At 48.1% G+C, this 15,492-nt stretch carries 10 protein-coding genes; 7 read left to right on the forward strand and 3 right to left on the reverse strand.

The features are described 5' to 3' along the window. Nucleotides 1-469 precede the first annotated feature (469 nt). On the forward strand, nt 470-955 hold the full coding sequence (locus tag EZE20_RS09270; protein WP_132116823.1) for a YehS family protein: 486 nt from the start codon (nt 470-472) through the stop codon (nt 953-955). A gap of 76 nt (nt 956-1,031) precedes the next feature. Here the strand turns inward: EZE20_RS09270 and EZE20_RS09275 are convergent, their stop codons facing one another. Further along, nucleotides 1,032-3,839 (reverse strand): M16 family metallopeptidase, encoded by a 2,808-nt coding sequence (locus EZE20_RS09275; protein WP_132116825.1) that lies wholly within the window; start codon nt 3,837-3,839, stop codon nt 1,032-1,034. 280 nt (nt 3,840-4,119) lie between these two features. Here EZE20_RS09275 and EZE20_RS09280 point away from each other — a divergent pair, with 280 nt between their 5' ends. Beyond that, entirely contained in the window at nt 4,120-5,577 is a 1,458-nt protein-coding gene (locus tag EZE20_RS09280; RefSeq protein WP_132116827.1) for an alpha-L-fucosidase, read from the forward strand. Here EZE20_RS09280 and EZE20_RS09285 read toward each other — a convergent pair. Then, nucleotides 5,574-6,623, reverse strand: coding sequence for a ferredoxin--NADP reductase (locus tag EZE20_RS09285; protein ID WP_132116829.1), 1,050 nt, complete (start codon nt 6,621-6,623; stop codon nt 5,574-5,576). The two genes, EZE20_RS09280 and EZE20_RS09285, sit on opposite strands and share 4 nt — an antisense overlap. Nucleotides 6,624-6,832: 209 nt before the next feature. Here EZE20_RS09285 and EZE20_RS09290 point away from each other — a divergent pair, with 209 nt between their 5' ends. Then, entirely contained in the window at nt 6,833-7,777 is a 945-nt protein-coding gene (locus EZE20_RS09290; protein WP_132116831.1) for a sugar phosphate isomerase/epimerase family protein, read from the forward strand. Nucleotides 7,778-7,804: 27 nt separating this feature from the next. Next, complete coding sequence (locus EZE20_RS09295; RefSeq protein WP_132116833.1) at nt 7,805-9,223, forward strand: BNR-4 repeat-containing protein; 1,419 nt, start codon at nt 7,805-7,807, stop codon at nt 9,221-9,223. Between the two features lie 367 nt (nt 9,224-9,590). On the opposite strand, the gene EZE20_RS09305 is transcribed toward EZE20_RS09295, so the two are convergent. Further along, a complete protein-coding gene (locus EZE20_RS09305) occupies nt 9,591-9,812 on the reverse strand; it encodes a hypothetical protein (RefSeq protein ID WP_132116835.1) in 222 nt (73 codons plus the stop codon). A gap of 337 nt (nt 9,813-10,149) precedes the next feature. Between EZE20_RS09305 and EZE20_RS09310 the strand changes: the two genes are divergently transcribed. The 3 genes from EZE20_RS09310 to EZE20_RS09320 all read left to right on the forward strand — a co-directional run bounded on the left by EZE20_RS09310 (nt 10,150) and on the right by EZE20_RS09320 (nt 15,491). Continuing rightward, nucleotides 10,150-10,740, forward strand: coding sequence for an RNA polymerase sigma factor (locus tag EZE20_RS09310; RefSeq protein WP_132116837.1), 591 nt, complete (start codon nt 10,150-10,152; stop codon nt 10,738-10,740). 83 nt (nt 10,741-10,823) lie between these two features. Continuing rightward, on the forward strand, nt 10,824-11,855 hold the full coding sequence (locus tag EZE20_RS09315; protein ID WP_132116839.1) for a FecR family protein: 1,032 nt from the start codon (nt 10,824-10,826) through the stop codon (nt 11,853-11,855). 180 nt (nt 11,856-12,035) lie between these two features. Further along, the gene (locus EZE20_RS09320) at nt 12,036-15,491 is read left to right on the forward strand and encodes a TonB-dependent receptor (RefSeq protein WP_228713658.1); all 3,456 of its coding nucleotides are present in this window, start codon (nt 12,036-12,038) and stop codon (nt 15,489-15,491) included. The last annotated feature ends 1 nt before the right edge of the window (nt 15,492 follow it).

The raw sequence follows: 15,492 nt of genomic DNA on the forward strand, positions 1-15,492 counted from the left end.
TCCATACAAACCACCACTGTCAGTCTGAGCGAAGTCGAAGACAGTCCATACAAACCACCACTGTCAGTCTGAGCGAAGTCGAAGACAGTCCATACAAACCACCACTGTCAGTCTGAGCGAAGTCGAAGACAGTCCATACAAACCACCACTGTCAGTCTGAGCGAAGTCGAATACAGTCCATACAAACCACCACTGTCAGTCTGAGCGAAGTCGAAGACAGTCCATACAAACCACCACTGTCAGTCTGAGCGAAGTCGAAGACAGTCCATACAAAGCACCACTGTCGTCTGAGCGAAGTCGAAGACAATCCATACAAACCACCACTGTCAGACTGAGCGAAGTCGAAGACAATCCATACAAACCACCACTGTCAGTCTGAGCGAAGTCGAAGACAGTCCATACAAACCATTGTCAGTCTGAGCGAAGTCGAAGACAGTCTGAAATAAACATTCACAAACCTACACTCCACATGAACAACAACGATATAGTACGCCGCCTGCGTTTTGCGTTTGACCTGACGGACGATCAGATGATGAAACTTTTTAAAAACGGTGGCTACAAAGCCACGCGCGCCGAAGTGAGCGATTGGCTAAAAAAAGAGGATGATCCGGCCTTTAAAACTATCATTGACCTGCATTTGGCTATATTTCTAAATGGATTTATCGTAGAAAAACGCGGCAAAAAAGAGGGCGAAGAGCCGATACCGGAAAAGAAAATGAATAATAATCTGGTGCTGCGTAAATTGAAAATTGCGCTCAACCTGAACGATACCGACATGATGGCGCTGTTCGATTTGGTAGGATTCAGGCTTAGCAAGCACGAACTGAGCGCTTTTTTTAGAAATCCTGCAAATCCTCATTACCGCCCGTGCAAGGATCAGATCCTGCGGAATTTTCTGGTGGGTTTGCAAATGAAGTATCGGCCAAAAACAGATGATACAGATGATACAGATTAAAAACAACTTGTAACAAAACAGGCATCGCCAATGACGATGCCTGTTTTGTTGAATAATACTACTAAAAAAACTCCTTCTATTTTTTCTCCGGCATCAACACCACCTTGATAAAATTATCCGGATTCAGGTATTTCTGAGCAGCCGCTTTGGTACTTTCTACAGATACCTGTTTGAGGAGTTTCTCCTGTTCAAATATCTCGTTCAGATCATCGCCAATGAACGTATTGGTATCAATGTAGCCACGCCAAAACTCGTTCGTTTTCATGTCCACTTCGGTTTTGCGGCGTGTTTCGGCAACAAACTTTTCGATGTCCTGCGGTTGAGCTCCATTCTTTCTGACCTTCTCAATTTCTTCCAGCGTACGGGCTACGAGCTTGTCTACATTTTCGGGACCACAGCCAAACTGAATCATGTAGCGGTAGTGGCCCGAAGGAAGTTTGTCCGTTTTTTCTGACACACCTACCCCGTACACACCGCTTTCTTCTTCCCGCAACGCCTCAATCAGTTTTATTTGCAATACTTCCTGCAAAGCCTCAATCTGCACGTTGTTTTCGGGGTTGAACGTATATTCGCCGCTGAAAATCATCGTCACGCGACTTTTGGGTTCCAGGCCTTTATACACCGTTTTTTCAATGCGTCCTTTGGGAGGAAAAATGTTTGGATGATCGTAGCTGTCATCCCGATTGGTAGCTGGCAGGCCACCCAGGTATTTGGCTAACAAAGGTTTGATCTGATCGACGGTAAATGCACCAACAAACGTAAATACGAAATCGGAGGCGTCAGAAAAGCGGTCTTTATAGATTCCCAATGCTTTATCCAAATCTACCTTATCAACCCGCTCGGGAGTCATCGGGCGGCGGCGCGGATCGTAGTTGCTCATCACGGCCGACAGCGTATCAGAAAACACCTTTTCGGGCGTTGGCGTTTTCATCATGTTTTCCAGATAAGCCCGTTGGTTAGCCAGAATTCCCTTCACCACCGGCTCATCTTTACGAGGGGCCGTAAAATAGGCATACACCAATTGCAGGGCAGTTTCCAGGTCTTTGGGACTCGCACTACCAGCGATGCCCTCGGTTAGTTCGCTGATGTAGGGATTTACGCTGACGGATTTTCCGGCCAGAAACTTCTGCAACTGCGTCTGACTATACGGACCAACCCCACCCGCACCGACAATATAACTGGCGAAAGCGCCCGTTTCGAGGTCGTTCGGGAAAAGCGACGTCCCGCCTTTTCCGGTAGCTTCAAACAGAATTTCATCATTCTTGAAATCCGTAGGTTTCAGCAGTACTTTCACGCCATTGCCAAAAACCAGCTCGGTTACGTCCACTTTTTCAAGCTTCTTTTCCGAAACAACCGCCGTTCCTTTGGGCTCTTGTGGCAGCAGCGGCGTATCTACGGCGTCATCCACGTAGGCGGTCACGTTTTGTCCGGCAGAAGTCAGCAGTTCTTTTACTTTGGCTTCGGTAGGCAATACATCTTTGGCTGATTCGGGGCCCAGAATTACCACCGCCCGATTTTTATCCGTGATAAATTTTCCGGCTAACTGATTGATTTCCTGTAAAGAAATACCGTCCAGTTGCTTTTTTACAAAATCAGCATAAAACTCAATGCCCATCGACGAACCGCTATTCAAAAAATGATTGATGTATTCCTGCACAAAGCCATCCGAGCGGCTTTTATCTTTTTCTTTCAGGCGTTGATCCACCGAATTGAGGAAAGATTTTTTGGCACGATCCAGCTCAGAGTCGGTAAAGCCGAATTTTTGCACCCTGACATTCTCGGCAAGCAGCGCCGACAATGCGCGTTCAACACCATCGGCACCTTTGGCAAGTGCCACAGCAGTGTAGGCATCCAAATTTCCCAGAAAACCTCCATAATTTCCAATTCCAAACAAAAACGGTGGATCGGCCTGTTGGGTTAGTTCCTGCATGCGGTCGCCCATCATGGCGTTAAATAATTCATAGGAAATAGCCGTCCGGGAATCTGCCAGCGTTTTTTCCTTAAATTCAGGCTGCTTATAAATCACCTGAATGATGTTTTGCGGCTGCTCCGGATCTGTCACAATCGCCACGTTGTTGGTTCCGTCCAGCGGAATTGTGTATTCTATGCGCTCAGGTGCATTTTTGGGGTTGGAAATGCTGCCAAACTTTTCTTTAATGATTTTTTCAACCGTTTCTACTTCAAAATCGCCTACGGCAATTACCGCCATCAGGTCCGGGCGGTACCAATCCTGATAGTACTTTTTGAGTACTTCCGGCTTAAAATTCTGCAATACGTCGTCTTTTCCAATCGGCAGGCGGTCGGCATAGCGCGAGTTATTCAAAATCATTTTGAGATACTGATCTCTCATGCGCTGCTGCGCACCCCGGCCCAGGCGCGACTCTTCGAGCACCACGCCCCGTTCTTTATCGATTTCAGCCGGATCGAGCAAGGCATTATGCGCCCAATCTTCGAGTACCAGCAAGCCTTTTTCGAGCAAACCAGCTGAGTCGGTTGGGATGGGCAGCATGTACACGGTTTCGTCAAAACTCGTGTAGGCGTTCAGGTCCGCACCGAAGCGTACGCCGGTTTTTTGCAGGAAATTAACCAGTTCATTTTTTGGGAAATTCTTTGTTCCGTTGAAGCTCATATGCTCCATGAAGTGCGCAAGACCTTGCTGCTCATCGGTTTCCAGAATAGAGCCCGCTTTGAGTACGAGCCGAAGTTCGGCCCGGTTTTTGGGTTCTACATTTTTACGAATGTAGTACGTGAGGCCATTGGGGAGGGTTCCGGTTTTTACAGAAGGGTCAAAAGGAACGGCTTTCGTCAGGTCAGTTTGGGCCAAAACCGGAACTGAGAAAAGCATGCACAATACCCACAACTTTTTTAGGAGGACTTTTTTCATGAGGATTTTAATTAGTGTTAAACTGAATTGAATGATGGAAAAACGAATAACGGAGGTATCTTGTTAACAACAAAATAAATCTTCAATTTATTATATTAAGACACACACAGCCTCTTGCCCCATAAACTCACCCTGAAAAATCTTGAACCAAAGTAAAACTTTACGGATATTAGGCGTGGGTTTTCGGTATTTGGCTGAGAGCCCCTATCCATTTTTCCTAAACTTAGTAACCTAATCACTATTTCTGCTCGCAGGAAGGTCTTTTTTAACGTGTGATAAAATGAAGAAAATTTTTCTACTGCTACTCCTTTGCGGCTCACTCTCAGCGCAGATTCCTCCTAAACCATATGGCCCGATTCCATCTGCCCGGCAGCTCCAATGGCACGCTACCGAACTGTACGGACTGATTCATTTTACACCCACCACCTTTGAAAATAAAGAATGGGGATTTGGCGATGCCGACCCGGCCGTGTTCAATCCAACTGATTTTGACGCGGAGCAAATTGTAAAAGCCGCTCAGGAAGGCGGACTTCGAGGCATCATTCTGGTAGCCAAGCACCACGATGGCTTTGCGCTTTGGCCGACCAAAACTACCGAATATAACATCAGCAAAAGTCCGTTTCGGAACGGGAAAGGCGATCTTGTGCGGGAAGTCGAGCAGGCTGCGCGTAAGTATGGGCTAAAATTTGGCATTTATTGCTCGCCCTGGGACCGAAACAATGCCGCCTACGGCACGCCCGCTTATCTTGCAATTTATCAGGAGCAGCTTCGCGAGCTGTACACCAATTACGGACCGCTGTTTATGTCGTGGCACGATGGCGCCAACGGTGGCGACGGCTACTACGGTGGCGCGCGTGAAAAACGCTCGATTGATAATACAACTTACTATCAGTGGGATTCTACCTGGACCAATCTGACGCGTAAACTGCAACCGGATGCCAACATTTTCAGCGATATAGGCTGGGATGTGCGCTGGGTGGGCAATGAAAAAGGAATTGCTGCCGAAACTCACTGGTCTACGTTTACACCCAAAGCCCCCGAAGGCGTGAATAAGGCCGTACCGGGACAAGCCAACTACCCTGACAGCCCCGTGGGCATGCGCAACGGCGAGTTCTGGATTCCGGCTGAATGTGACGTTCCGCTGCGGAAAGGCTGGTTTTTTCACCCGGACGAAAAGCCAAAATCACCCGATGAGCTGTTTAGTCTGTACCTCAAAAGCGTTGGCCGGGGTGCCGCTCTGGATTTGGGCCTTGCCCCCGACACACGTGGCCGACTGAGCGACGAAGACGTGGCGGCGCTGAAAACACTGGGCAATCGCCTGGAAAAAACATACGCCAAAAATCTGGCTCGTGATGCCTACATTCGGGCCATAAATGTGCGGGGCTATAACTCCATTTATGGCACCAAAAATCTCGTGGACAACAATCCAGAATCATACTGGACTACGGATGATGATTTTAAGGAGTCAAATCTGGCCGTTGAGTTTTCACAGCCCCGCACCTTTGACCTGATCAGCATTCGGGAACACGTCAAGTTTGGGCAGCGAGTAGAGGCTTTTGCCATAGATACCTGGGAAAACGAAGCCTGGAAAGAAATCCATAAAGGCACGAGCATCGGCGCCCGTCGGCTCATTCACTTTGACATTCCGGTGACGGCCTCAAAAATCCGGATTCGTTTTACCAAAACTCCTGTCAATGTAGTTTTGAGCGAGTTGGGAGTGTATAAAATTACTGATTAAGGTAGTTCGATCAGGACATCATCCGACTCCGGATAGGCCGTGCAGGTCAATATCCATCCGTCGGACAGGTCACGGGCAGTAAGTACATCGTTGATACTCATGCGCACCTTGCCCGCCCTGCATTGGGCGGCGCAGGCTGAGCATCTTCCCCCTTTGCAGCTGTACGGAATTGGGATGCCGTGGCTCAAACCTGCCTGTAAAATGGTGGTAAAAGCAGGAACATTAATCGTATGTACCTGTCCGCGGTGACGCAGCTCAATGGCATGCGCCTGCGAGCGAAGCGGCGGCGGCGGCGTTTGCGCAACAATCACAAAGTTCTCTTTGCGAATCTGCTCTTCCTCCACGCCCATAAACCGAAGGGTGATTTCGGCAGTACGCATCAGTTCAAACGGGCCACAAATCAAAAATTGAGCCTTCGATAAATCATACCGAAGTTGTTGCCGTACTTCATTTTCCAATCTGTAATTATTAATTCGCCCGCGCAGGCCCGGCCAATCGTCCGAAGGTTGGCTCATAAAATAGCGGATCGTAAACTGTTCGGAGAAATGCGTCTGCCATTCATTTAGCTCTTTTTGAAAAATGACTTCCCGTTCATGACGATTGGCATAAAGAAGAATTACGTGGGTATTTGGTTCATGAACAAGGGTATGTTTCAGAATAGAAAAAAGCGGTGTGATTCCGCTTCCGGCACCCAGCAGAAAAAGGTCACGCGGCTTCGCATCGGCAGGAGCAGCCGCAAACCGCCCGGCTGCGGGCAACGCCGTCAGCTGCGTACCTACCTGAACGGAATCATGCCAAAATCGGGAGATTTCGCCATTGCTGATGCGCTTGACCGTCACCGCCGGAAGCTCATCAAGCCCCGGCGCAGAACTTAAAGAATACGACCGCCTGACTTCGTGTCCGTGTACATTCAACAGGAAAGTCAGAAACTGCCCGGCGGTATATAAAAACTCAGGAGGATTCATTGGTTTCAAAATATAAGTACGGGTATCAGCCGTTTCCTGATTGATCGCGTATACAGAAAACGTGTGGGTAGGTTGAAACATGACCGGACTTTGACGGGTAAGAAATGTGTTAGTTAAGAACAACTAATATAGAAACCCGACGCTGATTTTCCCTGGTAAATTTTTCAAAAATTCACCAAAACTTTCTGTCCTCGACCAACGACCCAGGGTAAAGAAACGGTTATATTTTATTCGTACTTCCCTTTCTACTCATACGATCAGCAGAACTCCATTTCATATTTTTATTCATCATGAAACATTCACAAACCCGGCGGGATTTCATTCAGAAGGCCGCCTTGGCTGCCGGGGCTCTTCCATTTATTTCTACGGAAATGGCAGGTGCAAACCCTGCTGCTGCCATGCCTCCGCTCATGGTGTTTTCCAAGCATTTGCAGTTTTTGGACTATACTGAAATGGCCGAAAAAGCGGCCGAAATCGGGTTTGACGGCGTCGACCTGACCGTCCGGCCAAACGGCCACGTGCTACCGGAGCGGGTAGAAGAAGATCTGCCAAAAGCCGTGCAGGCAATCAAAAAAGCCGGGTTACAACCTCTCATGATTACTACGGCCGTAGAAAATGCCACGGGTGTTGATGAGCGGGTGCTCCGCACCGCCGCCGCGCAGGGCGTAGGCTACTACCGCATGAACTGGTATAAATACAAAGAAACGCAACAGATGGCCGACACGCTCCGGGAATATCAGCAGCAGGTAAAATCGCTGAGTGAGCTCAACCGGACTTTAAACCTCACGGGTTGCTACCAAAATCACGCCGGAAAACTCGTAGGCGCCTCAACCTGGGAAATCTGGCAGCTGCTGCAAACAGCCCAAAGCAGTCACATGGGTGTGCAGTACGACATTCGGCATGCGACCGTTGAAGGCGGGCTTTCGTGGGAAAACGGCCTGCGGCTCCTTCACCAAAACATCAAAATACTGGCAATAAAAGACTTTGTCTGGGCTCAGGAAAAAGGAAAATGGGTGGTAAAAAATGTGCCGCTCGGCGAGGGCATGGTGGATTTTGGACGGTATTTCCGCCTGCTAAAACAGTACGGTGTACAGGTCCCGATTTCGATGCATTACGAATATGATTTGGGCGGAGCCGAGCACGGATCCAAGACTCCCAAGATTGATAAAAAGGTAGTTTATGAAGCCATGAAACGCGATTTGGTGAAGGTAAAGGAACTATGGACAAACGCTTAATTACACCTGATTTTCTTGAAATTTTATATGTTTAAAATACGTAAAAGTGGCCTGACCGTAGCCTTGTTAGGGCTGGTTTTTCTGGGGGCTCAGGCGCAAAATCTGGCAATCAAAACCGGAGAGAAATACCCGAAAATTGATGGCTATAAAGGTATTTGGTTTACGTTGGGGCAGTTTTCGGAATATGGCGATAAGTACTCTGGCGGGCTCGGCACCTACACCGCCAAACATATTCCACTGGCGATTTATGCTCCCCAAGTCAACAAAACATTCTTTGTATACGGCGGCACCACTGCACCGGATGCCCGATACCTGCTGTGCATGATTGGCACCTACGACCACGCCACGCATACGGTATCGAAGCCGGTGGTGGTTTATGATAAAAAAGGTGTGAATGATCCCCACGACAACCCCAGCCTGAGCATGGACGACAAAGGCCATTTGTGGGTCTTTGTGAGTGGCCGAAACACCAGCCGCCCCGGCTATAAATACCGCAGCAAGCTCCCCTATAACACCGATGAATTTGAGCAGATTACCGAAGAAACCATGACCTATCCGCAGCCAAAGTATATCCCCGGAAAAGGCTTTCTGAATCTGTTTACAAAATATACAGGCGTGCGTGAACTGTACATGGAAACAAGCCCGGACGGCATTACCTGGACCGAAGATCAGAAACTGGCAGGCATGAAACGCCCCGAAGATAAAAATAGCGGGCACTACCAGATTAGCGGGCAACTGGGTGAGAAAGTTGTATTTTTCTTTAACTGGCACCCCAACGGAAATGTTGATCAGCGCACCAATATTTACTACCTTCAGACTACGGATTTTGGACGTACATGGACTACCGTGGACGGTCAGAAAGTGGCCACTCCGGTTACGGACGTAGCTTCGCCTGTGCTGGTAAAGGAGTTTTTTAGTCAGGGGCAAAATGTCTATATCAAGGACGTAAATTTTGACGAAAACGGAAATCCGATTGCTTTATATGTGTCGGGACCGGGACATCAGCCGGGGCCCAAAAATGGATTGCGACAGTGGGCCGTGATTCATTGGAACGGCAAAACCTGGGACAACCATCCCATCACGACCTCCGACCACAACTACGATACCGGTAGTTTATTCATAAAAGACGGGGAGTGGCTCGTGGTGGCACCTACCGAAAATACCCCTCAACCCTGGGGTGGAGGCGGCGAAGTGGTGCATTGGAAAAGTGCGGATAAAGGCCGCACCTGGACCCGCTCCCGGCAGTTGACCCACAACAGCCCCCGCAACCATAACTACATTCGTAAAGTGGTAAATGGCCGGGACCCTTTTTACTATTTCTGGGCCGATGGCGATCCCGGCAAGCTTAGCCCCTCACATTTGTATTTTGGTGATAGTCAGGGAAAAGTGTGGGAGCTCCCCTATGATATGCCCACAGAAAAAGCTGAGCCGAAGGTGATGAAGTAGGTTGGTGAAATTGGGGGGATATATTCACCAGTAACTTACTCAGACAAGAATTTATCTGGTAATTTTATTTTCTTAGTTTTCAAGCAGGGAGCTACCAGAAAGTTTAAATCAGGTGGTTTTTTTCACTCATAAATATCTTTCCTATGACCAAGGTCAATAACATCCACCAAAAGGACATCATCAAAAATATCGTAAATAATACGGTAATTGGCCACCCGGGAGACTGTAAGCGTCTCTGCCTCTTAACTTTTTGTATCCAGTAGGTCTTGGATTTTCGGAGAGGCTGTAAATGGCTTCCCTGATATTAGACTAGTACGGCTCATTGATTTTTTCAAGAGCTTTAATGGCGCGCTTATTTAAAGTTACTTTATAAACCATTACTTCGCTTTGCACGCTTAGCGTCAATCATTTTAAAGGCCTCATCAATGGCAATGGAAGGCTCATTGGACTTTTTGGCTTCGTCATAAAGCTTTATGTCTTCCAGCTCTTCCAATTCTTCCAGAATGGCTTCAAAATCTTTCATCGGAAGTACCACTGATATTTTCTTACCTGTGCTGTCGATAATGTATTGCGGATGTATTGTAAGCATATCCGAATTATTTTATTGTACTAGCATTGTTACCATCGTCAACGGCATCAAGTTAGTCAAATTGTCTAAAAAATACATCGGTGTCAACGATATACCATTTACGTTTTACACGTTTTGGCCCGCCGGGGCGTCCTCATGCCAACATCAGCACATACAGCTAAGTACTTACAATTAACTAACCGATTAATCACTTAACTCAAAATTTAAAACATTAAAAATCAGTGTCCGTTATGATTAAGTAAATTTTTCAGGCAACCTCCTTAACACATTCATAACGGTAGCCGGGCAACCCCCTTCACCTTTAAACACTACTTTTGACAAAATAAAATATAGTCAGATGAGCGAATGCTACATGACTTGTTCCGACGAAGAACTTCTTCGTTTTATGCAAGAGCACGACGATGAGCTGGCGTTTGGCGAGGTGTACAACCGCTATTTTCGTTTGCTGTTCAATTATACGTACGAAAAAGTCAGCGATCAGTTTACAGCACAGGAGATCGTTCAGGAGCTGTTTGTAAGCCTTTGGCAGCAGCGAGCCCGATCCACAATTCAGGCCTTGCGGCCCTACCTTTTTGCCTGTGCAAAAAATCAGGTGATCAGTTTTTACCGCAAAGAATATACGCGCCAAAAGCACATTCAGGCCTGGGGCAACCTGGGTGCCGGCACTGCCGAAGCCGGCGATCAGCTTGTACTGACCGACGATTTGCAACATCGTTACGAAGAAGGTCTCCGCCAATTGCCCGACAAATGCCGGGAGGTTTTTTGGTTAAGTCGTCAGGGATTTTCGCACCGGGAAATTGGAGAAAAACTACACATCTCCGAAAAAACCGTGGAGCAGCACATCACCAAAGCGCTACGCTTCCTCAAAATTCATCTGAAAGAGCATTTACTGGATGGATTTTATTTATTAATTCTATTTTTTCTGTAAATTTTTCTACTACGACTAAGGGTAGCGGGCCCGGCGTGCGACTTACCAGATAAATAAACCTCTGGTTGTACCACAAAACCCGTATGAATCACCCCCCGATTTCACCTGAATTACTGCAAAAGTACCTTGAAAATACCTGTACCGAATTAGAAAAAAAGGCGGTTGAGCAGTGGTATGCCTCACTGAAAGGGACCTCTCATTTTCTGGATTCGCTTCCGGAACATGAAAGTGAACGGATCAAAGCCGAAACTTTCAGGCACATACAACACGAGCTGGCGCTCATTCGGGAGCCCAAAACCCGTCCTTTGGTTCGGTGGTGGGCAGGCCTTGCAGCGGCCGTTGTGCTACTTGCCGGTGCGTGGATGCTGTATGCGCAGAAAGAACGCCTTCTGCCAGTTTCTCCCGTAGCTACGGTTCAGCAATCAGAATCCATTACTGTTCCCGATAACCTGACTCGTTTTGTGAACGATCAGCCCCGGATGGTCATGCATTCACTTCCTGATGGAAGTACGGTGTGGCTGCACGCCGAAGCGAGCATTTCCTATCCGCCCGTTTTTACGGGAGCTACCCGATCTGTTTTTTTTGAAGGAGAAGGATTTTTTGATGTAAAATCAGATAAAAAACATCCGTTTCTGATTCAAAGCGGCACGATGCAAATTGAAGTTCTGGGAACACGATTCAATGTAAAAGCCCTGCCAAAGGAGAAGATTCATGAAGTGTCGGTCGTCTCGGGCAGTGTGGCGGTTAGCGTGCCAATGCCAACCACAGCCGATGCACAAAAGATTGTCCTTTCACCACGTCAGCAAGCGCTGTTTGAAACCCAAAACAAACGACTGACAACCAACACTTTACATGCCGAATTAAAAAAAGAAATATATGAACCCGTAACGATTCAGTTTGAAGGTACAGCCTTCGATCAGGTAACGGATCAGTTGAGCAGGCGTTTCGATGTCAGGATTCATTTGGCCAATCCGGCCATGAAAACCTGCCGTCTGACCGCCGATTTTGAACAACAACCCCTCGCTGCCATTCTGGAAATGCTGTGTACGTCGTTGGATGCCACCTATACGATGTCCGGTAAAACCATTTTGATTGAGGGCGCGGCCTGTGAGTAAACCATTTTAAACCTAACCCAAAGGATGCTATACACGACGATTCCCCCTTAACAAAAAAACCGGAAGTGTGCCACCACTCCCGGTTCAAGTTAATTTTTCTCCTGTTCTAAACCACGTGCCACCGGGGTAGAGCAGAAAAACTATTGATCTAACAGAGCTAACTATCAGACAATCAAAATTATGAAAAAAACAGTACGTTACAAGTCGTTCAACTGGCAAAAGATTATGCGTTTCGGATTGCTACAATGGGTTTTTGTTGCTTTTATCGCCAGCGTATCCTACGCTGCGGAAAGCACTGCCCAGTCTATTCTGAGTAAGGAAGTTTCTATTCAGCTGACCAACGGCACGTTAAAAGAAGTGCTGGGAGAAATTCAGGAAAAAACGCAGGCCAAATTTGTATATAGCAGTCGCATTCAGCTTAACGACCGAATCTCGATTCAGGTAAAAGATAAAAAAGTTTTTCAGGTGCTTGATCAGCTTTTGGTTCCGCGCGGCATCAACTATCGGGTCATTAATAACCAAATTGTTTTATCCAAAAGAAAAGAAAAAAACACTTCGGTACTGCCCGAACTGGACGAAAAACTCAGCCAATGGACCGCTCCCAAGGACTTGCCCCTCCGCGGGAGAGTGCTGGCTTCGGATGGCAGCGAGGGCCTTCCGGGCGTAAGTGTAGTTGTGAAAGGTACGCAACGAGGCACTACTACCGATGGCAACGGCGGTTTTGAACTACTCGTACCCGATGCTCAAACCGTCCTGGTTTTCAGTTTTGTGGGTTATCTTTCTCAGGAAATAGTTGTAGGCAACCGTACCGAGCTGACCGTTACGCTGGAAGCTGACGTAAAAGCTTTGCAGGAGGTTATCGTGGTAGGCTATGGTACGCAAAAAAAGGAAAACCTCACGGGTGCCGTTTCGACGATTGACGCAGCCGCCATCGAAAACCGCCCCGTAGCCAACGTGGCAATGGCGCTTCAGGGCTTGTCGCCGGGGCTTTCGATTACGCGTTCTACCGGACAGCCGGGCGATGAAGGAATCGGCATTCAGATTCGGGGAGCAACGTCCGCCAATGGCAACGTAGATCCCTTACTCATCGTTGACGGAGTTACGAGCCCCGGAGTATCGCTTCAATCCCTCAACCCCAACGATATTGAGAGTATCAGCGTGTTGAAAGATGCAGCCGCAGCCGCCATTTATGGTGCTCAGGCCGCTGGTGGAGTTATCCTGATTACGACCAAAAAAGGAACTTCCGGCAAGACAATTTTTGAATATTCTTCCATTGTAGGAACCGATTGGGCTTTGAACGTACCCGAGCGCATGGAAGTCTGGGAAGAACTCGAACATAACAATCTGGCAAGGATCAATTCGGGCGCGGCAGCCGGGCACACAGCCGAAAAGATTGCGATTGTCAAGGAAGGAATCATGAAGTATCGGATTAACCCAAATGACACAACCCGCTATGAATACTTTGGCACAGAAAGCATTGTGGATCAGATGCTTCGGAAAACCTCTATGATGCAAACGCATAATATGTCGGCGCGGGGCGGAACTGACAAGCTCAATTTTCTGATCTCGATGGGCTATTACGACAAGCAGGGAATTTTTAAGGTAGGACCCGACAAAAATGACCGCTACAATTTCCGGCTTAATTTGGGGACTCAACTGACCAAACGCCTTTCACTCGATTCACGCATTACGTATACCCGCCAAAATCAGGAGGCATCGTCGGTGAATATCAACGGCAACGGTGCTTTGCTCTACAACATCTACCGCTATTCAAGCATCAATCCGCTCCTTACGCCTGACGGGCGCTACAACGCCACTACGGGAGCCTCTGCCTACGCTGCAATGGATGCCGGTGGATATAATAATTACAGCCGAAATTTCTTTGATGGTGTATTTACAGCCCGTTTGACAGACGTTGTCAAAGGTCTTAGCCTGCGTGCCGTGTACGGCGCTCAATATCGTCGTGGTGACCGGGAGTTATTCCGCCGCACGGTGCAGCGCTGGCACCGTACCGCTCCCGGTGATATTCTCAATACGCCAAACGCTTTTACAGTATCCAAGGATTTGACCCAAAGCAATAACCTGCAATTTCTGGCAGATTATGATTTCAAAATTGCTGAAAAACATTCGTTTCATCTATTGGCAGGCTACCAATGGGAAGATAGCCGGGGCGAGGTAATTTCTACGGGGGTAACAAATATGGTCAGCAACGACCTGCCCGCGCTCAGCCTGGGAGATGCGACTACCAAAACCAACTCGCAGTCCATTTCAACCTTTGCTTTTCAATCCTTTTTTGGACGTTTCAACTACAACTACGCCGACCGCTACCTCGTCGAGGCTACGTTCCGAATCGACGAAAGCTCACGCCTGGCGCCCGGACTTCGGAGAAAATCGTTTCCGTCCATATCTGCCGGCTGGAACATCCACCGAGAAGCCTGGTTTGCCGTTCCACTTATTTCGGAGTTAAAGATTCGGGGATCATGGGGACGTTTGGGAGCTGCTTCGGGCATTGGTTTGTATGATTACCTGGCGTTGATTAATCAGGGGACAAATCTGGTGCTGGGTTCGCCGGAAGTGCGGGCTACGTACTTTTCTCAAACCACAGTTCCCTCTTCTCAGCTTTCCTGGGAAACCATCGAAACAAGCAACGCCGGTCTGAATGTGGGTTTATTTAAAAATAAAATTCAGATCAGCGCCGACTATTACGTCAAGTATAACCGAAACATGCTCACGGCCCTGCAACTTCCCGCCACTTTTGGCGTAGGTACGCCACGGATCAACAACGGCGAACTGAAATCGTGGGGTTGGGAAACCGAACTTAACTACCGCGACCGGATTGGCGATGATTTCAGCTTCTCCTTTGGCCTGAATGTCTCTGACAACCAAAATAAATTGCTCAATTTTGCCGGTCGCCGGGTCATCAGTGCGGGTACAGTTTCAACACTGGAAGGATACCCGCTCAACTCCGTTTGGGGCTACCTGACAGACGGCTATTTTCAGAACAGCGACGAGGTTAAAGCTGCCGCTTTTCAGGACAGCCGCACCGCTCCCGGCGATGTACGCTACGTAGACGTCAATGGCGACAACCGCATCAGCATTGGGTCGGGAAGTATGGAAAACCATGGCGACCTGGTGTATTTGGGCACCACGCAACCTCGGTATTTGTTTGGCACCAACCTGGCTGTACAATGGAAAAATCTGGATTTCAGCGCATTTTTTCAAGGCGTAGGTCAGCGCAGATTTGCCCCTACCCGGCAGGCACTCGACCCCAACATTGCCAGTTTTTATCAGGCATTGGCCATTCATAGAAACTACTGGACGCCCGAAAACCCTAACGCAGATTTTCCCCGGCCTTTTGTGGGCGGTACCCACAACTTTTTACCCTCAGACAAATGGGTCCTGAATGGTCAGTATGTCCGGTTAAAAAATGTTCAGCTGGGCTATTCATTGCCGGCAAGCTTGCTTAACAAAGTGAAAATCAGCCGGGCCCGGATTTATTTCACGGGACAGGATATTCTTACGTTCTCCCGTTTAGGTATTTTCAAAGATCAGTTTGACCCCGAACAGCGGGATGCCGTTGCGGCCGACTATCCGTTTTTTGCCACGGCGGCTGTGGGTTTGAACCTTACTTTTTAGT

Origin of the sequence: Arundinibacter roseus (assembly GCF_004348825.1) — a bacterium.
GTDB classification, from domain to species: domain Bacteria; phylum Bacteroidota; class Bacteroidia; order Cytophagales; family Spirosomataceae; genus Arundinibacter; species Arundinibacter roseus.